The sequence below is a fragment of the Lactimicrobium sp. genome (genome assembly GCF_036453465.1).
In the GTDB taxonomy this organism is placed as follows: domain Bacteria; phylum Bacillota_I; class Bacilli_A; order Erysipelotrichales; family Erysipelotrichaceae; genus Bulleidia.
This window is the reverse complement of record NZ_JAZHUW010000022.1, coordinates 11,985-29,793: the sequence shown is the minus strand read 5'-3', so window position 1 is coordinate 29,793 and position 17,809 is coordinate 11,985. Positions and strand designations below refer to the sequence as shown.

Below are 17,809 nucleotides of genomic sequence, written 5' to 3'. Positions count from 1 at the left end.
TTGTATGCGAATCATATGTAAACTTATGACCGCAGCTGCCGCAATACCATCTGATCTTTTTGTCATGAATATCACGGCGATAAAGCTTTGGATGCACTTTGCCGCACACAGGGCATACATCCGGTTTACTGGAGCTCAGATTCTCATTTACCCGGACCATCTCCTCAATCGTCTTACGGATTGTGTCTTTCTGATTATCAGTCAGTTTAGAAAATTCTTTCAGTACTTCACTTTGTCTCATGTTTGATTACCTTCCTTTACACAGAGAAGGATAATCAGCATCATGAATGCTGCTGTACGTGAACTGGTACAATTACCCAATTGGGTGAATTAAGCTAAAGAAAAAAAGAGCTTTTCCATCTGTTGGAAAAGCCCTGAAACTTACAGCAGGAACTGCTCAATCTGGCTGGCAACACCCTCACCATCCAGCTGATATTCATGCAGAAGAACATCTGCCGAAGCACTCTCGGCAAAGCCATACATACCGATATGATGGATGAAGCGCGGGCAGGATTCACTGGCAATATCACTGACCAGAGAGCCCAGGCCGCCAATGACGGAGTGTTCCTCAACCGTGAACACCTTCTCACTGTTTTCCAGCACCTTGATGATGCCTTCTTCATCCGCCGGTTTGAGTGAACATACATCCACGACGGTCAGATCAATGCCTTTTGCCGCAAGGATCTCAGCTGCCTTCATGGAAGACTGTACCATCAGGCCCGTCGCGAATACCGAAATCTTCTGATGGCCATGGCGCAGCACATTGACCTTGGTAATATCAAACTTTGTGTCCGGTGTATAGAAATCTTCCACCTTGGATCTGCCCAGACGGATATAGCACGGACCATCATAGACAGCTGCATAGTCAACCACAGCCTTGGTTTCATACTGATCACAAGGACAGAACACAGCCAGACCTGTAATGGCACGCATAATCGCAATATCTTCAATGGCCTGATGTGTGCAGCCATCTTCACCAACCGTAATACCGGCATGGGAGCCGACAATCTTGACATTCAGATGCGGATAGGCAACGCTGTTGCGGATCTGTTCCCAGCATCTGCCGGTCGCAAACATGGCAAAGGTACTGGCAAAGGGAATATAGCCGCTGGCTGCCAGGCCGGCTGCAGTGCCGATCATATCCTGCTCGGCAATACCCATATCAAAGAAACGCTCCGGGGCAACCTTGGCTGCCATGGCACTCTTGGTGCTGCCGGCAAGATCCGCATCCAGCACCACAATCTTCGGATTTTCAGCGACGAGCTTAGCCAGCTCTTCACCATAAGCTTCACGTGTTGCCTTCATGCCTTTTCAACCCCCAGTTCTCTCATTGCCTCGTGGTACTGCTCTTCATTCGGAGCCTTGCCATGCCAGCCGACCTGGTTCTCCATGTAGGAAACACCCTTGCCCTTGATCGTATGGGCAATGATGCAGGTAGGCTTGCCCTTGCATGCTTTGGCAGCTTCAAAGGCTTTCTCGATTTCATCATAGTTGTGGCCGTCGATCTCGATCGTATTCCAGCCAAAGGCCGCAAACTTCGGGGCAAAAGGCTCCGGGCCGATGACATCGGATACCTTGCCATCAATCTGCAGGCCATTGTTATCAATGATGGCACACAGATTATCCAGCTTGTAGTGGGCAGCCGCCATCGCAGCCTCCCACACTTCACCTTCCTCGCATTCGCCATCACCAAGCAGTGTATAAATGCGGTGGTCATTCTTGTCCAGGCGGTTTGCCAGAGCCATGCCTACCGCTGCGGCAACGCCCTGTCCTAACGAACCGGTACTCATATCAATGCCATCCAGATCATTCATATCTGGATGTCCCTGCAGACGGGAATGCAGATGACGGATCGTCAGCAGTTCCTCTTCAGGCAGAAAGCCCTTCTCTGCCAGCACAGCATACAGCAGGGGAGCCGCATGACCCTTTGACAGCACAAACCGGTCACGGTCAATTGTTCCCACATTATCCTTATTGATGTCCATGACATTGAAGTAAAGAACCGTCAGAAGATCCGCGGCAGACAAAGATCCACCCGGATGTCCCGACTTGCCGGCATACACCTCACGGATGATATTCACCCGGATATTATGCGCATGCCGCTGCAGCTCGCTCTGATCCATCTTTTATAGACCCTCCATATCGGCAATATTCTAACACACAACCACAAACTTAACAGCTTTACGCAAATTCTCACAAGCAAAGAGATCTTGAAAACGCATATCTTTCAGTTACAATGAACTTGGAAAAGGACCACCGGTGACGGCTGGCCCTCCGCACAGCTATAACCGCTTAGCTTTGGATGCGCAGGCGGTTATTTTTTGTTGTTTCGGCCAGCTTTATAAGCTATCGTCGCAACAGCCACAAGCAAAGATAATATCCCATCATGATATTCTTGATCTCATGATCACGCATAGACGATCGCCTGATGCCAGATGTCTTTAGAGAGATAACATCACTTCTCTATGCTCGTGTGTGTGCATTCTGGAGGTGTCAACCGCCACCGTACTGGTGATCCTTGGCAGACAGTTGGACTGCCTGCTATTACTTATATGACCTTGAAAAAGCAAAGTTCCCTGCATAATCTCAGAGAACTTTTCTAATCTGGCTGATGCGTCTGTTCCGCATATTTTTCCTTTTCTCTTGTTGTTGATACCCATACACCCAGCAGAATAATCGCACCGCCGATCAGTTTGCGGATTGTGATGGTCTCATGCAGGATACCCCATGACAGCAGTACGCCAAAGATCGGCATCAGGTTCATGATCACTGCTGCTGTGGATGCCTTCATGCCTTTTAAGCCATAGTTATACAGCAGTAAGGCTCCCAGTGAGCAGGCCGCACTGAGGTACAGAAGTACGGCGAGAAATGCTGGCGTAATATGCGCGATGGATGGCTTTTCCAAGGCCAGCATCGGCACAAAGAAAGCTGTACCGATGGCACATTGATACATGGTCAGTGTAAATGAATCATACTTATGAGAAATGGACTTGGTTTCATAGTTGTAAAAGCCCCACAGAAAGCCATCGATGAGTAATAGGAAATCACCAATGAGGGAAGAGGACTGAGAAGGATCAAACTGCGTAAGCACGGCGACGCCGATGATCGATGCCCCGATGCCGGCCAGCATTCTTCTGGATGGTCTTTCCCGATATACTGCCAGGCCGACAAGTGCTGTCAATGCCGGAAATGATGCCTCAATCAGGGAAGCATCTGAGGCAGAAGTCATGGAAAGTGCCACATTTTCCAAAGCATAGTACACACTGATGCCAAGGATGGAGGAAATCATCACTGGTTTCATATCCTGTCTTTCAATATGCTGCCTGTTTTTGCGGCACAGAAAGACAACAGCCATCAAAGCTGAGGAAATGGCAAAGCGGATCAGACACAGCAGAATCGGTGTGATCGATGCATAGGCAATCTTGGTGGCAATGACTGAAGAACTCCAGAAAAAGATAGCCAGGATAGCACTCAGGTAGTATTTCATACGATCTCCCTTACCGTGCACCATTGTAACATTTCCATCCCCTCTTCCAAACATACTCCATATCATGCACACCACCTGTTATCCACTTTTACTTTGCTTGATAATATTATTACTTTTTTGAGTAATTTAAAATGAAATGGTGTAATATATGAATGTAATAATATTGAGGGGGTGATGGTATGCATCTGGGAATGTCGAAATCAAAAAGCTCAACTTCGCTGTACGTGCTGAAGTCTACTTACAGCAATGGTTTTCATTCGACTAAGATTGTCGAGAAACTGGGCACGGTGGAAGAGCTGAAGGAAAAGCTGAATGGTGAAGATCCGATTGCCTGGGCCAAGAAGCACATTGAGGAAATGAACCGGCTGGAGAAGGAAGAGCGCCGTGAAGTAACGGAAAAATACTCACCGGTCAAGCAGATTGAAAAGAATGAGCAGCGCACCTTCAATGGCGGCTACCTGTTTTTACAGCAGGTCTACAATTCATTAGGTTTCCCACAGCTTTGCAAGGAGATCCAGCGCCGGCATCATCTGAATTACAATCTCGATGCTATTCTGTCCCGGATGATTTACAGCCGTCTGATCTATCCCGATTCCAGCATGTCACTGTATGACTCCTCACGCTACTTCATCGAACAGCCTGATTTCACCCCGCGCCAGGCCATCCGAGCAACAGAAATCCTGTCTGAAGAAGCCGATCACATCCAGGAAGCTGTCTATGCCAATACAAGGCGCATCTTCGGCCACAGTACTTCCACCCTGTACTTTGATGCCACAACCTGTCTGTATGAGGCAGGAAGTCTCAAAGACAGGCAGCTCCCGGTTATTCCGATGGATCTGTATCATGACGGCAATTTCCTGCCCATCTGCTATTCCATCAACCCCGAGCATCTCAAGGAAGTCCCGGTCACAAAGCTGGAACGGCAGCTGCGTGATTCCTTCCATACATCACGGGCCATTTCCTTCACCGACAGCGGCATCGTATCCGGTGCTTCCTCCACCTTCAAGGATTGGAATATTCCCAACTCCTATGTCATGCGGCTGAATTATGACAGCCTGCGCGAAGAAGAAAAGCGCGCCGCTCAGGATCCAGCCGGATGGTTCCGTTCGGACACGGCCGGTCTGTTTGATCTGAGCAGGCTGCGCAAAGAAAGCGAAGTTGCCAATCCTTCCCGTTTCTACTATAAGGAAATGCAGGTTCATGCCCCGGGCGGAGCACGCCGGGTCATCATCACCTATTCCAACCATTACGGCACCATTGAGCGGCTGGAACGTGAGCTCAATATCCTGCGCGGCGGCGATCCACTGCTCTATCAGCAGGTATCCACCATGCCTTCCTATGCCGATGGCATCTCCGTCTATGTCACCAACACCGATATTCCGGCCAAAGACATCATCAAGATGGAAGATACCCGTTCCAATGCCCATAATATTTTCCGTATTCTGAGCATGGAAATTCCTGACAACACCGACGGCATCCCAATGAGTGATGAGATTCAGGCCCACTTCATCACCTGCTTCTGCACGCTGACAGTATTATCTGCTTTGATCAAGCGGCTGGATATGTTCGGCAGATCCGGCGAAGTGCTGGAGCAGCTGCGCCGCATGAACTTCATGAAGATCCAGTCAGAAGGCTTCGTGCCGCTGTATACCCGCACCGATCTCACGGATGTTCTCCATGACAATGCCGGTTTCCGTACCGACCACCAGATCATCTCCAAACGGCAGATGGACAAGATTCTCAAAGCAAGAGTCTAAAGAATCTTCTTCAGATCCGAAATGTGATGAATCACCGGGATATCCACGGTATATTTACGCTGCTGGTTAATGATCCAGACCGGCTTCATGCCAGCCCGCCACGATCCCAGCACATCACGATAGAAGATATCACCGACATATACACATTCTTCCGGTTTCACCCCAGCCAGTTCACAGGCTTTCAGAAACAGCCTGGGATCTGGTTTTTTTATACCAAAGTCACCGGAGATAAAGACCATGTTTTCATCAAAGAAACGGTCTAATCCGCTCTTTTTCAGCTTTCCTCTCTGGGCATCGGAAGGACCGTTGGAAATGATGCCAAGCCGGTATTTCTTAGAAAGATATGTCAATGTATCCGCAGCATCTTCCATCGGCACACAGTACTTGTACAGCAGGGAATCCCAGTACGTATTGAAGTCAGGATAGGGCAGATGAATATCAAACACCTTTGCAAGCATATCCTTGATGTAATTCTTGTTTACATCACCCTTCTGATCCCAGATCATCACTTCCTGCAGGACAGCCTCAAACTCCATGTCCTGAAGATCTGTATTTTCTTTCAGGATGTCATGATAGGCATTCCAGGCATACAGTTCACGGTTGCCAAGGGTGTCATCAAAGTCAAAGAAGATGGTTTTAATCATGATGTTTCTCCTGGCATACATGCAGGAATGCCTGAAACAGAGAAAGCATCTGCCTGTTTCCACAGGCGGCCATCATCTCCGGATGAAACTGTACGCCGCACATGAATGTGCCTTCATCTTTTTCCATGCCCTCCACAATGCCATCAGGAGCAGTGGCCGTTACATGGAAGCCATTGGCCACGGTCTTGACACTCTGATGATGCCATGAGTTCACCATGACTCTGTCTCCAAGAACACCGCCAAGGAAGGAAAACGGCTGGATCAAAATGGAATGCACTGCCTGATCACGGGGCCGCTTCTGATCATGCTGGATGGCCTTTTCTACCTGACTTGGAATGTCCTGATACAGTGTGCCGCCATAGGCTGCGTTGATAGCCTGCAGTCCCTTGCAGATGCCAAAGACAGGAATGGCAAGCTCATCACATGCATGAATGACAGAGAGAAAGAATCTGTCTGTATTGGTATCACACATGCCGCAGGCAGGGAGTACCTGTTCTCCATATAATAATGGATCAAGATCTTCGCCGCCTGTGACAATGACACCATCCAGGCCGGATACCATGCTGGAAACATCATCCAGATCCGCAATCACCGGCAGAATGATGGGAATACCGCCAGCCATTGCAATACTGTCAACATAGTCCTGATTGACATAGGCACGCTTTGTGCCAATGAATACATCCTTTGTGTCCATCTGCTCAAGATTGCCAAGCAGACCAATCTTCATTTTTCTCATATAAATCCTCCGGCCCTATTCAACCACAAAAAAAGCCCCGCATAAAGCGAAGCTCTTTCAACACTTACTTCTTTTCAGCAAGCTTCTTGTACAGAGTCACAAAGCGCTCCGCAAGAATACCGAATGCCTCAGCACTCATCAGCTGATCCTCAGCATGTGTGAGCAGAAGATCCATCTCAACCTTCTCACCCTGTGCTGTCTTTGTCAGCAGCTTTGCATGGGCATCATGTCCCTGTGTGAAAGCCTCCTGGCCTTCCTTGATCAGCTTCTCTGCCTCGTCGAAGTTTCCTTCAGCAGCTGCGTCGATCGCACCAATATAATTGGAGCGGGCTGTTCCTACAGACGCAATAATGTTAAATGCAACAAGCTCTGTTCCTTCCATTGCTTACTTTCCTTTCTTCATCAACTCTTCTGCACGAGCAAGAGTTCCCTTGCCATCCATCAGGCCATACATCTGCATCGGAATATCACTGATTGCCTTCTCCGGATGAGCAGCCTGCAGCTTGCCAAGTGCATAACGAACCTGCGGACCAAGCAGAATCACATCTGCCTTCTCATACTCACGGTCAAAATCACCCAGTGAATATGCAGCAATATCATAATCCTTGCCCTGTGCCTTCGCAGCTTCCTTCATCTTGTTGACAAGCAGGGATGTAGACATACCTGCTGCGCAGAATAATCTGATTACCTTTTCAGCCATGATTCTTTCTCCTTTTTTTCTTTGCTTACTTCAGATACTTCTCAGCCAGGGCCAGTGCAGCAGCACCATCCATCAGGCCATAAGAACGCATATCAATGACATCAACCGGCTTGTTCGGGAACAGGCCCTTCATCTTGCTCAGTGCGAAACGAACCTGCGGGCCAAGCAGAATGACATCCGCATCTGCACCCTTGGTATCTGCTTCGGAAAGAGAATATGCATTAATATCATAATCCTTTCCATTCTTCTTCGCAGCTTCTCTCATCTTATTGACGAGCAGGCTGGTAGACATACCAGCCGAGCAAAACAACGTAATTTTCTTTGCCATAATGATTCACCTTTCTTTCGGCTAACATTTGCCTTTCTGTTACTAGAATATATCGAAAACGCTATCATTTCAATCATTTGATGTGTCATGAAACCGTCTTTTTTTGTCATTTTTTACGTATTCATGACACTTTCTGACCAATCAAAAAAGATGGAGAATTTTCATCCCCACCTTCATTCCTCAGTCAACTTTACCGCCAGTGAACTTCTGGCCGTTGATCAGGCAGCGGATCATCAGCACGCCGCCCCACGGCTGTGCCTTGACCAGCTTCTTGGCATAATCAGCCGGATTGCCATCTGTGCCTTCCTTATATGTAGCCTCAAACTGCATCTCCATCGGGCTCAGATTCTTTACAAATACATACTTCGGATTCTCATTTGCTTCCAGAAGCTTACGGATCTCATCACGCTTCAAAGCAGAGCTAACATTTACCAGCATCTTCTTATCTCCTTTGTTCGTCTTTATTATAATGCACTCTAAATCAAAGTGAACAGCAGAAACTTTTTATTCAGAATCCACCCATGTGAAAATGCTTCATGATGTCCGGCATTTCCTGCACTTCCGCGTCGGATTCTTCCTCCACACTGTCACACGGAAATACAATGCCCGCATCCTGGCGGCCATTGTCCAGCACAGCCATCACCTGCAGGCTGCGCTGCAGCCAGATCTCCATCTTGGCACGCTCATTGTGATCCATCACTTCCTGCATCGCAGTAAACTCCGTGACCATCTTGTCCGGTTCCTTGTGAGTATCAATGCGCGTCACTTCCTTTGTCTTACGGTCCGTGAATGTCACATTATCAATATAGCCCGGGCGGTCATCAATCACGATCGTGCCATCGGTTCCCTGCATCACAATACCACTGTGGGATGCCGAATCCTTGGCCGCTGTACATACAGCCTTGAACTGGCCATAGTCCATCAGTAATACACCGGAAGTGTCAATGCCATTCCAGCCCTTGTTAGCCATGTAATAGCTGAACCTTGGTGCGCCAAACAGTCCTGCCACAAAGTGGACATTGTAGACATTCAGATCATACAATGCACCGCCGGCAAGATTGGGATCAAAAGCCGGTGCCACATCATGTTTGACATAGCGGTCATAGCGCGAGGAATACTGTGAAAAGTTGCAGCGGATCAAGGTCAGATCTCCAAGCTTGTCCAGCCATGGAATCAGCTCTTCATAGTTTTTGGAATAGCGTGACATGATGGCTTCAAACAGCCATGCGCCAGTCTCTTCAGCTGTCTGCACAAGCTGCTGGGCCTGTTCATAGGTAGCACAGAACGGTTTTTCCACGATGACATTCTTGCCTGCCAGCATAGCCTTCTTTGCAAAGTCATAGTGCACACTGTTGGCAAGACCAATGTAGACTGTGTCAAAACTGTCATCGTTCAGAAAAGCATCATAATCCGTATAGAGTGAGGCAATATGGAAGGCATCTGCCACCGGAGCCCCGTGTTCCCTGTTGCGGCACCACAGGGCCGGTACATCAATGCCGGCTTTCTGGAAGCAGGACAGAGCCTGGTGGACAATCATGCCATTGCCGCAGACACCGACTCTCATGCTTTCACCTTCTCAGTCAAGATCCTCACCATTGCTGGCAATGACCTTCTTATACCAGTAGAAAGAGTCCTTTCTCTCACGGTGCAGATCACCGTTGCCATCATTGTCCTTGTCAACATAGACAAAGCCATAGCGCTTTTTCATCTCACCGGTGGATGCCGAAACAAGGTCAGTGCAGCCCCACATTGTATAGCCCATCAGATCCACACCGTCTTCCACAGCTTCCTTCATAGCCTTGATATGGTCACGCAGATAGTTGATGCGGTACGTATCATGGAACTTGCCATCCTCACTGCGCTCATCCACAGCACCCAGGCCGTTTTCAACAACAAACAGCGGAATTTCATAGCGGCCATAGACTTCATTGAGATAAATACGCAGTCCTTCCGGATCAATCGACCATCCCCAGTCACTTGCCTTGAGATACGGGTTCGGCACACCGGTAAACATATTGCCGGCCTTCTTCTGCACTTCCGGATCAACGGTTGCCGTAGAGGACATGTAGTAAGAGAAGGAATAGAAATCCACGGTGCCTTCCTTGAGTACCTCAAGATCTTCCGGTTCCATGCGTACATGGATGTTATGATCCTTGAAATAGCGCTTTGCATAGTAAGGATAGTGGCCTCTTACCTGCACATCGCCGCAGAACCAGTTGTTCATGTTCATGCGGTCCTGTGCTTCCTTGACATCAGCAGGATTGCAGGTATACGGATATACCATCTGACCGGCAATCATCAGGCCGATCTTGAAGTCCGGATTAATCTGGTGGCCGATCTTAACAGCCTTGGCCGATGCGACAAACTGGTTGTGCAGGGCAGTGAAACGGTCAGATGCCTCCTCCGGTGTCTCATCCATCTTGAACATCGGCTTGCCATCTTCACCATGCATGCCCAGAGACATGATGCGTCCCATCGGACCGGCACCGATATTGATCTCATTGAAAGTCAGCCAGTACTTTACTTCATCCTTATACTCTGTAAACAATGTCGTGGCATACTTCACAAAGGCATCAATAACCTTTCTGTCTGTCCAGCCATTGTACTTCTCACTCAATGCCCATGGCAGCTCATAGTGGGAAATGGTTACCAGCGGCTCAATGCCATACTTTCTGCACTCTGCAAAAACATTGTGATAGAATGCAAGGCCCTTCTCATTCGGCTTCTCCTCTTCCCCAGTCGGATAGATTCTGGCCCAGTTGATGGACAGACGGAAGCACTTGAAGCCCATTTCGCCATACAGGGCAATATCTTCCTTGTAATGATGGTAGAAGTCTACGGCATCATGGGAAGGATAATACACATCAGAATGGATCTCCTTGTCCCACAGACGCGGTGTACTCACCGTACCGCCGCGGATATGGTCAGGTACATTTTCACCCTTGCCGTCTTCCTTCCAGGCACCTTCAAACTGATTGGCAGCTGTTGCGCCGCCCCAAAGAAAATCTTTTGGAAATGGCATATTTTCTCCTCCTTAAAAAGGACACCTCAAAAGATGTCCTTATCGTACAAGATTGATTTTTCTACTCAACCTCTGCATGACTTCATTATAGCAGAGTTATTTTGTTGCGGCGGACTTGCGCAGAAGCAAAGCACCGATGATAAACAGAATGCCAAGCGTTGCCACGGAGATGTTGACACTGTTGGTCAGAGAAACCGTGACACCAACAAGCATTGTGCCCATGAAGGATGCACCCTTGCCACAGATATCATACAGGCCAAAGTATTCACCAGACGATTCATTCGGAATCAGAGAAGCGTAATAGGAACGGGACAGTGCCTGGATCGCACCCTGGAACATACCTACCACAAAGGCCATGATGCCAAACTGCCAGAGGGAATGCATGAACAGGGCAAAGACTGCCACGGCAAAGTAGCCGCCGATGCAGATGGAGATCAGAGTCAGAGAACTGTACTTCTTGGACAGATTGCCAAACAGGGAGGCAAAGGCAAAGGCAACCACCTGTGTTAACAGCAGCACAACCAGCAGACCAACCTGATTCAGGCCAAGGGAAGTACCGATGGCAACGGCTTCATCAATGATTGTATAGACACCGTCAATGTAGAAGAAGAAGGCAAGCAGGAAGTAGAATACCTTCTTTTCATTCTTATACATATGGGTCAAGGTATGGCCGATCCGGGCAAAGGAACTGCGGATCTTGCCGGCACCATGCTCGACATAGTTTTTCTGCTTGTAGCCCTTGAGCAATGGCATTGTCACAAACAGCCACCACAGGGCAACCACAAGGAAGGCAAGGAAGATGGACAGCTTCTCATTCATCCTGCCGGTATTGCCAAGCAGATACAGCGCTAATGCAACAATGAACGGAATGCAGGAGCCAAGATATCCCCATGCATAGCCAAAGGAAGAAACCTGATCCATTCGTTCCGGTGTTGTCACATCAATTAACATGGAGTCATAGAGAACAAGCGAAGCCTGATAGGCAACCTTGGCCACCACATAGGTAACAAGGTACATCATCCAGTTTGGCACCGCACCAAGCATGGCACAGCCAATGACACCAATGATCAGGACCCATGTGAACATCGGCTTGCGGAAACCCTTGTTATCCGAGACTGCACCAAGAATCGGTCCCAGAAAGGCAACCACCACCGTGGCAATGGATGTGGCATAAGACCAGGCAGCCAGATAGGCACTGCTCGACATGCCGGCACCCTTTGCCAGCGTATTGAACCAGATCGGAATCAATGTCGACACCATCATCGTAAAGGCTGAATTGCCAATGTCATACATGATCCATGACTTCTCCAGCTTGTTAAAGTTCTTTAACATAACTTTCCCCCAAACGCATTCTGTTAGAATTTATCATTTTCCAAAAAACTGATCTATCTTCTTTCAGTATAGTGTATGTAAAGAACATGTAAAACCAGATTTTTTGCAAATTTGTGGGTGCTTAGCAATAGTGGATATCATTTCTCAGATGATTCATAAATTCTGTTTCTCGCTCTGCCAAAGACTTTGGCAGAAGAATAACGGGCAGAGATTTGCTCTGATACTGAATCTGCCTCATCCAGTTTTTGTTCAATGTCAGATTCATTGATCATTTTAGTTTCAGACTGAATATTTCCCATGTGTTTCTCCTTACTATCAGCATTTTATCTCAGCTTCATACAAGAGTCTCAGCAATAATGTAACGAAAAAAGAGAGAGAACATAATCTCTCTCTTGTACTCAGTCGTTATGCCACTTCCAGTTGGCAACTTCCGGCAGATCCTGTCCGTATTCACGGATGTACTGACGGTGTTCGACCAGCTTGTTTTCCATCTTCTGGAACAGATGAGCTGTCTGATCATGGAACTTATCCTGCGGCAGGCGCAGCAGAACATCTTCGACCAGATGGAAGCGGTCAATATCATTCTGTACACGCATATCAAATGGTGTTGTGATCGTGCCCTCTTCCTTATAGCCGCGCACATGCAGGTTGCGGTTATGGCGGCGGTAGGTCAGCTCATGGATCAGTGTCGGATAGCCATGGAAGGCAAAGATGATCGGCTTGTCAGTTGTAAACAGCATGTCATACTGGGCATCGGACAGTCCATGCGGATGTTCCTGAGATGGCTGCAGCTTGAACAGATCAACCACATTGATCACACGGATCTTGAGATCCGGCAGTTCTTTTCTCAGGATCGATACAGCAGCTAATGTCTCCAGGGTCGGTGTATCACCGGCACAGGCCATAACGACATCCGGTTCCTTGCCCTGATCATTGCTTGCCCAGTCAATGATGCCAAGACCCTGTGTGCAGAGGTTTACTGCTTCTTCCATGGAGAACCACTGCGGACGAGGATGCTTGGAGGCAATGACGACATTGACATAGTTGCGGCTCTTGAGACAGTGGTCCATGGTGCTTAACAGGCAGTTAGTATCAGCTGGCAGATAGATGCGCACCACATCAGCTTTCTTGTTGGCAATGTGGTCCATGAAGCCAGGATCCTGATGGGTGAAGCCATTATGATCCTGCTGCCAGATATGAGATGTCAGGATGAAGTTCAGTGAGGCAATGTCCTGGCGCCATGGCAGCTGATTGCATACTTTGAGCCACTTGGCATGCTGGGCAGCCATGGAATCCACAACTCTGACAAAGGCTTCATAGGAATCAAAGAACCCATGTCTGCCTGTCAGCAGATAGCCTTCCAGCCAGCCTTCACACATATGCTCGGAAAGCATGCCATCCATGATTCTGCCATCTCTGGCCAGATGCTCATCCGTCGGCAGCATCTCTGCCTCCCACGGACGATTCTCTGCTTCAAAGGCATGGTTCAGACGGTTGGACATACCCTCATCCGGTGAAAAGATACGGAAATTGCGTGCCTTGTCATTTGCCTTGAAGATATCACGGACAAACTTGCCAAGTTCCATCATATCCTGTGCTTCCACAGAACCAGGCTCTTTGACATCAACGGCATAGTCACGGAAATCCGGCATGATCAGATCATGGAGAAGCTTGCCGCCATTGGCATGCGGATTGGCACCAAGACGCCGGTCGCCAACCGGAGACAGCGAACGGATTTCTTCTTTCAATGTACCGTTTTCATCAAACAGCTCTTCCGGATGATAGCTTCTCAGCCAGTTCTCCAGAATATGCAGATGCTCTTCATCCTTAATTTCTACTGGTACCTGGTGGGCATGGAAGCTGCCTTCAATCGGTACGCCATCCACCTTCTTCGGTGCTGTCCAGCCCTTTGGTGTACGCAGTACGATCATAGGCCAGAACGGACGGGTATCATCATGGTTCTCACGTGCATTCTTCTGAATAGCACGGATTTCTTCAATGACTTTGTCCATGGTTTCTGCCATCAGCGGGAACATCTTTTCAGGATCATCACCTTCGACAAAGTATGGCTTCCAGCCATAGCCATGCATTAAAGAGGCAAGCTCATCTTTAGAGATACGGGACAGAATGGTCGGATTGGAAATCTTGTAGCCATTGAGATGCAGGATCGGCAGCACGGCACCATCATGTTCCGGATTCAAAAACTTGTTGGAATGCCAGGAAGTTGCCAGCGGCCCTGTTTCAGCTTCACCATCGCCGACGATGACAGCCGCAATCAGATCCGGATTATCAAACACAGCGCCAAAGCCATGGGCCAGGGAATAGCCAAGCTCACCGCCTTCATTGATGGAGCCAGGTGTTTCCGGGGCACAGTGCGAAGGCACGCCGCCCGGGAAAGAGAACTGCTTGAACAGTTTCTGCAATCCTTTTTCATCCTGGGTAATATTCGGATACACTTCCGAATACGTTCCATCCAAATAATCATTGGCAATGTAGAAGTTGCCGCCATGTCCCGGTCCGGATAAAAGAATCATATCCAGATCATACTTCTTGATGACACGGTTCAGATTCACAGTCACAAAGTTCTGGCCAGGCACCGTACCCCAATGTCCGACAATCTTCTTTTTGACATCCTTCATGGTCAAAGGACGCCGTAACAGCGGATCATCCAGCAGATACAGCTGCGCAGCAGACAGATAGTTCGCCGCCCGCCACCACTCCTGCATACGGTGCAGATAATCATTAGAATCAAATTCAGTACTCATGAGAAAATCTCCTTTGTGTCCTTTGATTATAGCATTTTCCCAACTCATCAACGCAGTGATTGTCATAGCCATGCGTGCATATGAAAAACATGTACTTGCATGTCATATCATCAAATCAGCTCTGTCTTTTTCAGGGGAAATGTCTCCCCATCAAAAACACTCACCTGCCATCCTGCCACACAAAAGACAGATGATTGGGATCCGCCGGTGGATTCTTTAACAGATCATTCAGCCATGGCCCGTAGTTGGTATCCGCCAGTGCTTTCTGCACCAGGGCAAAGGCAGGATCAGAAGTAAACTGTGCTACCTTTGAAGAAAGACTGCCATCATATAATGATATGAAAATGGAAGATAGCAGATTCTCAGCCTGTGCATACATGGGATCATTCACATATGCCTGCAGAAGGCCATCAATCGTTTCCTTCTGGTTCTGCGCAGCCTGCTGATCTGCAGCAGACATATCAGAAACACACTGCTTTGTCCCATATGTATCAAAATCAATCTTCTCAGTGGCATAATCCACCTGCTTACCCTTGATCGAAAGAACACCAAAGCGGTGATTATCTGCCAATGGCATTCCACTGATGATCTCATGCAGAGAATCCTTATTCAGAATGGAGAAATGATGCTGGTGGCCGGATAACACAAGCTGGACATGATACTTCACAAGCAGATCATACAAGCCTTTATTCTGAATATGATAGCTGTCATAGCGGGAATCACCCCGCTTATACAGCACAGAACGATGCGCCAGAAACAGAATTTTATCATTGCGTGAAGAAGCAGCTTCCAGTTCTTTCTTCAGCCATTTCATCGTTTCATCAGAAAACACCGGAGTCTTCCCCTGGTCTTCAGCACCATCATCCATGGCCAGCAGTGTCACATCACCTATCCGTTTAACATAGCTCAAAGAAGATGAATCCTTCTCGTCCATATCCAGAAGATCGCCAAAGTTTTTCTCGTATGTTTCAGCATCAGAGAAGTCATAATCATGATTGCCGGTTGTCATGACTATCGGAATACCGGCATCCTTCACTCTCTTCAGAATCACAGAGAGAGCAGCCTCATCAGAATCACTGCCGCTGTTGGTATTATCACCTGTCATGATGAAAACATCCGGATGAATGGCAATCACCTGATTGACAAATGCCTCCATGAACTCCGATGCATATGGCTCCGCCGGCACAACCGCATCTGATGAATCCACATTGACAGTAAAGTGAAGATCACTTGTAACAACTGCAGTAAAGTCAGTTGTATCAGAAGTCTGATACACATCTTCCTCTGCCTGTGTACAGCCAGACAGCAGCAGTGTTCCAATCAACAATGACAGAATCATTCTTCTCATGGCTCACATTATATATGGAAGATGACTGCCTATATCAAATGGTGCTCTGCGATCAAGACATAAGTGCAATACCATCTGCTGTCTGGCATTAAAACTATCGTTATTCAATGTGGACAAAAGTTTTCAGACACTTCGCGTTTCATTGTAATAAAGCGTGTGAAAGGAAATATTCGATTTATTGTATTACGTATCGTCAGAGGAAAACAGGCACGAAGAGTGGCATTTATCTGAATCCCGGAAAGCAGAATGATCCAGACAGATTGAAACACTACAGGGGAAACTTATTGCTGATCGGAATCAACTACAGTAAAGAATCAAACACCAGACGTACTTTCAAGCATCATACATGCACGATTGAGAAAGCATAGCCTCGTATTTTTTAATTCTTTTAAATTTATTCTCATGTAAGCGCTTGGAAAATTTGCAATGCGTTCTGACAGGAATATGATAGTCCGTGGATTTTGGGGAGGTATACAGATGAAACGGGTTATTGAGAATGCACTGGCAGTGTTTGCATTTGGCAATACTGGTATTACACAAGATGAGATCATGCATGATCAGTCTTGTGAACAGCTGAAAATGAATGACAAAAAGAACGCTGAAGATGTCAGCGTCCGTCCCGCTTTCCAGCACTGAGTGCGGAAAGCTTTTTTAGAATATTTTCTGTCTGAGATAGACTGCACATTCACCAATCCAGTCTTCCTGTGCTGTCAGAGAACTTACCTGTATGGCAAGATCCGGATCCATCGCTTTGACGGCATTCATGGCCCTTTGCGCATTGTCATCTCTGCAGGCCAGGCTGCCATAGAGAATCACATGATCCGGTGACAGCACCATACATGCATTCACAATCGCAACGGCCAGTTCCTTTGCAGCATTTTCCAGCTCTTTCTGACTCTTGTTTTTCAATGCAGCTGTACTGATATGTTCCTCCAGATCTGTCCCATCAGGATACAGAATATGGCCAAGTTCTGCCTGTCTGCCCTTTCCTTCATACAATTCACCATGGATGATAACAGCACTGCCAACACCTGGTCCCCACTTAATGACAAGCAGATTGTTTTCTTTACGACCGCTGCCAAACAGCAGTTCTGCCTGGGCAAAGGCATCTACGTTGTTTTCCAGAATCACAGGAAGGCCTGTCTCATTCTGCAAGATGGACTGAATCGGTATATCTTTGCCAAAGAGGCCGCCCTCTTTCTTACTGATGCCTTGTTCTCTGTCCAAAGCACCGGCAATGCCAACACTGATTCCCTTGATTTCTCTTTGCTTCTTTTCCGGCAATGATGCAATCAGTTTCCTGATTTCTGCCGCAGTCTGCTTCAAAAAGGATTCCGGATCCTCTAATGATGTGTGCATTCGTTTCTGCGCTATAACCATTCCTTTTAAAGAGCAGATAGTCATGACTGTCTGCTCACGGTCAATATTGACACACAAGGGTAACTGGTAATTCTCATTCAGCTGCAGCAATACCTTCCTTCTGCCCGCTGCTGAAAGTTCCTGTTTGCCTGTTTCCACAAGCAGTCCCTCTTTTAACAGCGGTGCCGTAATCTGGGTCAAAGAAGCAGCTGTCAGACCAGTCTGACGGGCAATATCAATCCGAGATATCGGTCCCTGGGCATTGATAATGGAAAGCACTGCTGCCCGGTTGTTCAGTTTCAAGCCGCTCATATTCATGCCATTTCTCATG

The 17,809-nt window shown here is 47.8% G+C and carries 19 protein-coding genes; 2 read left to right on the top strand and 17 right to left on the bottom strand.

What is annotated here, in order from left to right; genetic code table 11:
- The 4 genes from SOI44_RS06840 to SOI44_RS06825 all read right to left on the bottom strand — a co-directional run.
- Nucleotides 1–241 (bottom strand): hypothetical protein (locus tag SOI44_RS06840; protein WP_331348468.1); only part of this gene is annotated, 241 nt, incomplete at its 3' end.
- Nucleotides 242–381: 140 nt separating this feature from the next.
- Nucleotides 382–1,305 (bottom strand): transketolase family protein, encoded by a 924-nt coding sequence (locus SOI44_RS06835; RefSeq protein ID WP_331348467.1) that lies wholly within the window; start codon nucleotides 1,303–1,305, stop codon nucleotides 382–384.
- Complete coding sequence (locus SOI44_RS06830; RefSeq protein WP_331348466.1) at nucleotides 1,302–2,123, bottom strand: transketolase; 822 nt, start codon at nucleotides 2,121–2,123, stop codon at nucleotides 1,302–1,304. Before SOI44_RS06830 ends, SOI44_RS06835 begins: the two co-directional genes overlap by 4 nt.
- Nucleotides 2,124–2,599: 476 nt before the next feature.
- On the bottom strand, nucleotides 2,600–3,487 hold the full coding sequence (locus SOI44_RS06825; RefSeq protein WP_331348465.1) for a DMT family transporter: 888 nt from the start codon (nucleotides 3,485–3,487) through the stop codon (nucleotides 2,600–2,602).
- 179 nt (nucleotides 3,488–3,666) lie between these two features.
- Between SOI44_RS06825 and SOI44_RS06820 the strand changes: the two genes are divergently transcribed.
- Nucleotides 3,667–5,244, top strand: coding sequence for a hypothetical protein (locus SOI44_RS06820; RefSeq protein WP_331348464.1), 1,578 nt, complete (start codon nucleotides 3,667–3,669; stop codon nucleotides 5,242–5,244).
- On the opposite strand, the gene SOI44_RS06815 is transcribed toward SOI44_RS06820, so the two are convergent.
- The 12 genes from SOI44_RS06815 to SOI44_RS06760 form a co-directional block, all read right to left on the bottom strand.
- Nucleotides 5,241–5,888: an HAD family hydrolase gene (locus SOI44_RS06815; RefSeq protein ID WP_331348463.1), complete on the bottom strand. Its 648-nt coding sequence runs from the start codon at nucleotides 5,886–5,888 to the stop codon at nucleotides 5,241–5,243. The two genes, SOI44_RS06820 and SOI44_RS06815, sit on opposite strands and share 4 nt — an antisense overlap.
- Nucleotides 5,881–6,624, bottom strand: a complete 744-nt coding sequence (locus SOI44_RS06810; RefSeq protein ID WP_331348462.1) for a gamma-glutamyl-gamma-aminobutyrate hydrolase family protein — start codon at nucleotides 6,622–6,624, stop codon at nucleotides 5,881–5,883. The genes SOI44_RS06815 and SOI44_RS06810 overlap by 8 nt, the downstream gene beginning before the upstream one ends.
- Before the next feature lie 64 nt (nucleotides 6,625–6,688).
- Nucleotides 6,689–7,006: a PTS lactose/cellobiose transporter subunit IIA gene (locus SOI44_RS06805; protein WP_108774807.1), complete on the bottom strand. Its 318-nt coding sequence runs from the start codon at nucleotides 7,004–7,006 to the stop codon at nucleotides 6,689–6,691.
- Between the two features lie 3 nt (nucleotides 7,007–7,009).
- Nucleotides 7,010–7,324, bottom strand: coding sequence for a PTS sugar transporter subunit IIB (locus SOI44_RS06800; RefSeq protein ID WP_331348461.1), 315 nt, complete (start codon nucleotides 7,322–7,324; stop codon nucleotides 7,010–7,012).
- A 25-nt stretch (nucleotides 7,325–7,349) separates the two neighbouring features.
- Complete coding sequence (locus SOI44_RS06795) at nucleotides 7,350–7,652, bottom strand: PTS sugar transporter subunit IIB (protein ID WP_331348460.1); 303 nt, start codon at nucleotides 7,650–7,652, stop codon at nucleotides 7,350–7,352.
- 180 nt (nucleotides 7,653–7,832) lie between these two features.
- Nucleotides 7,833–8,090, bottom strand: coding sequence for a hypothetical protein (locus tag SOI44_RS06790; RefSeq protein ID WP_331348459.1), 258 nt, complete (start codon nucleotides 8,088–8,090; stop codon nucleotides 7,833–7,835).
- A 70-nt stretch (nucleotides 8,091–8,160) separates the two neighbouring features.
- A complete protein-coding gene (locus SOI44_RS06785; protein ID WP_331348458.1) occupies nucleotides 8,161–9,216 on the bottom strand; it encodes a Gfo/Idh/MocA family protein in 1,056 nt (351 codons plus the stop codon).
- 12 nt (nucleotides 9,217–9,228) lie between these two features.
- Nucleotides 9,229–10,674, bottom strand: coding sequence for a glycoside hydrolase family 1 protein (locus tag SOI44_RS06780; RefSeq protein WP_331348457.1), 1,446 nt, complete (start codon nucleotides 10,672–10,674; stop codon nucleotides 9,229–9,231).
- 96 nt (nucleotides 10,675–10,770) lie between these two features.
- Complete coding sequence (locus SOI44_RS06775) at nucleotides 10,771–12,006, bottom strand: MFS transporter (RefSeq protein WP_331348456.1); 1,236 nt, start codon at nucleotides 12,004–12,006, stop codon at nucleotides 10,771–10,773.
- 137 nt (nucleotides 12,007–12,143) lie between these two features.
- Nucleotides 12,144–12,305 (bottom strand): hypothetical protein, encoded by a 162-nt coding sequence (locus tag SOI44_RS06770; protein WP_331348455.1) that lies wholly within the window; start codon nucleotides 12,303–12,305, stop codon nucleotides 12,144–12,146.
- Nucleotides 12,306–12,404: 99 nt separating this feature from the next.
- Nucleotides 12,405–14,771: a phosphoketolase family protein gene (locus SOI44_RS06765; RefSeq protein ID WP_331348454.1), complete on the bottom strand. Its 2,367-nt coding sequence runs from the start codon at nucleotides 14,769–14,771 to the stop codon at nucleotides 12,405–12,407.
- 160 nt (nucleotides 14,772–14,931) lie between these two features.
- On the bottom strand, nucleotides 14,932–16,119 hold the full coding sequence (locus tag SOI44_RS06760) for a metallophosphoesterase family protein (RefSeq protein ID WP_331348453.1): 1,188 nt from the start codon (nucleotides 16,117–16,119) through the stop codon (nucleotides 14,932–14,934).
- A 477-nt stretch (nucleotides 16,120–16,596) separates the two neighbouring features.
- Between SOI44_RS06760 and SOI44_RS06755 the strand changes: the two genes are divergently transcribed.
- Nucleotides 16,597–16,755, top strand: a complete 159-nt coding sequence (locus SOI44_RS06755; RefSeq protein ID WP_331348452.1) for a hypothetical protein — start codon at nucleotides 16,597–16,599, stop codon at nucleotides 16,753–16,755.
- A gap of 15 nt (nucleotides 16,756–16,770) precedes the next feature.
- On the opposite strand, the gene SOI44_RS06750 is transcribed toward SOI44_RS06755, so the two are convergent.
- Entirely contained in the window at nucleotides 16,771–17,808 is a 1,038-nt protein-coding gene (locus SOI44_RS06750; protein WP_331348451.1) for an ROK family transcriptional regulator, read from the bottom strand.
- Nucleotide 17,809: the final 1 nt, after the last annotated feature.

Coding starts and splice junctions, on each gene's coding strand:
- SOI44_RS06835 (WP_331348467.1), bottom strand. CDS start 1,305: ATGAAGGCAACACGTGAAGCTTATGGTGAAGAGCTGGCTAAGCTCGTC.
- SOI44_RS06830 (WP_331348466.1), bottom strand. CDS start 2,123: ATGGATCAGAGCGAGCTGCAGCGGCATGCGCATAATATCCGGGTGAAT.
- SOI44_RS06825 (WP_331348465.1), bottom strand. CDS start 3,487: ATGAAATACTACCTGAGTGCTATCCTGGCTATCTTTTTCTGGAGTTCT.
- SOI44_RS06820 (WP_331348464.1), top strand. CDS start 3,667: ATGCATCTGGGAATGTCGAAATCAAAAAGCTCAACTTCGCTGTACGTG.
- SOI44_RS06815 (WP_331348463.1), bottom strand. CDS start 5,888: ATGATTAAAACCATCTTCTTTGACTTTGATGACACCCTTGGCAACCGT.
- SOI44_RS06810 (WP_331348462.1), bottom strand. CDS start 6,624: ATGAGAAAAATGAAGATTGGTCTGCTTGGCAATCTTGAGCAGATGGAC.
- SOI44_RS06805 (WP_108774807.1), bottom strand. CDS start 7,006: ATGGAAGGAACAGAGCTTGTTGCATTTAACATTATTGCGTCTGTAGGA.
- SOI44_RS06800 (WP_331348461.1), bottom strand. CDS start 7,324: ATGGCTGAAAAGGTAATCAGATTATTCTGCGCAGCAGGTATGTCTACA.
- SOI44_RS06795 (WP_331348460.1), bottom strand. CDS start 7,652: ATGGCAAAGAAAATTACGTTGTTTTGCTCGGCTGGTATGTCTACCAGC.
- SOI44_RS06790 (WP_331348459.1), bottom strand. CDS start 8,090: ATGCTGGTAAATGTTAGCTCTGCTTTGAAGCGTGATGAGATCCGTAAG.
- SOI44_RS06785 (WP_331348458.1), bottom strand. CDS start 9,216: ATGAGAGTCGGTGTCTGCGGCAATGGCATGATTGTCCACCAGGCTCTG.
- SOI44_RS06780 (WP_331348457.1), bottom strand. CDS start 10,674: ATGCCATTTCCAAAAGATTTTCTTTGGGGCGGCGCAACAGCTGCCAAT.
- SOI44_RS06775 (WP_331348456.1), bottom strand. CDS start 12,006: ATGTTAAAGAACTTTAACAAGCTGGAGAAGTCATGGATCATGTATGAC.
- SOI44_RS06770 (WP_331348455.1), bottom strand. CDS start 12,305: ATGGGAAATATTCAGTCTGAAACTAAAATGATCAATGAATCTGACATT.
- SOI44_RS06765 (WP_331348454.1), bottom strand. CDS start 14,771: ATGAGTACTGAATTTGATTCTAATGATTATCTGCACCGTATGCAGGAG.
- SOI44_RS06760 (WP_331348453.1), bottom strand. CDS start 16,119: ATGAGAAGAATGATTCTGTCATTGTTGATTGGAACACTGCTGCTGTCT.
- SOI44_RS06755 (WP_331348452.1), top strand. CDS start 16,597: ATGAAACGGGTTATTGAGAATGCACTGGCAGTGTTTGCATTTGGCAAT.
- SOI44_RS06750 (WP_331348451.1), bottom strand. CDS start 17,808: ATGAGAAATGGCATGAATATGAGCGGCTTGAAACTGAACAACCGGGCA.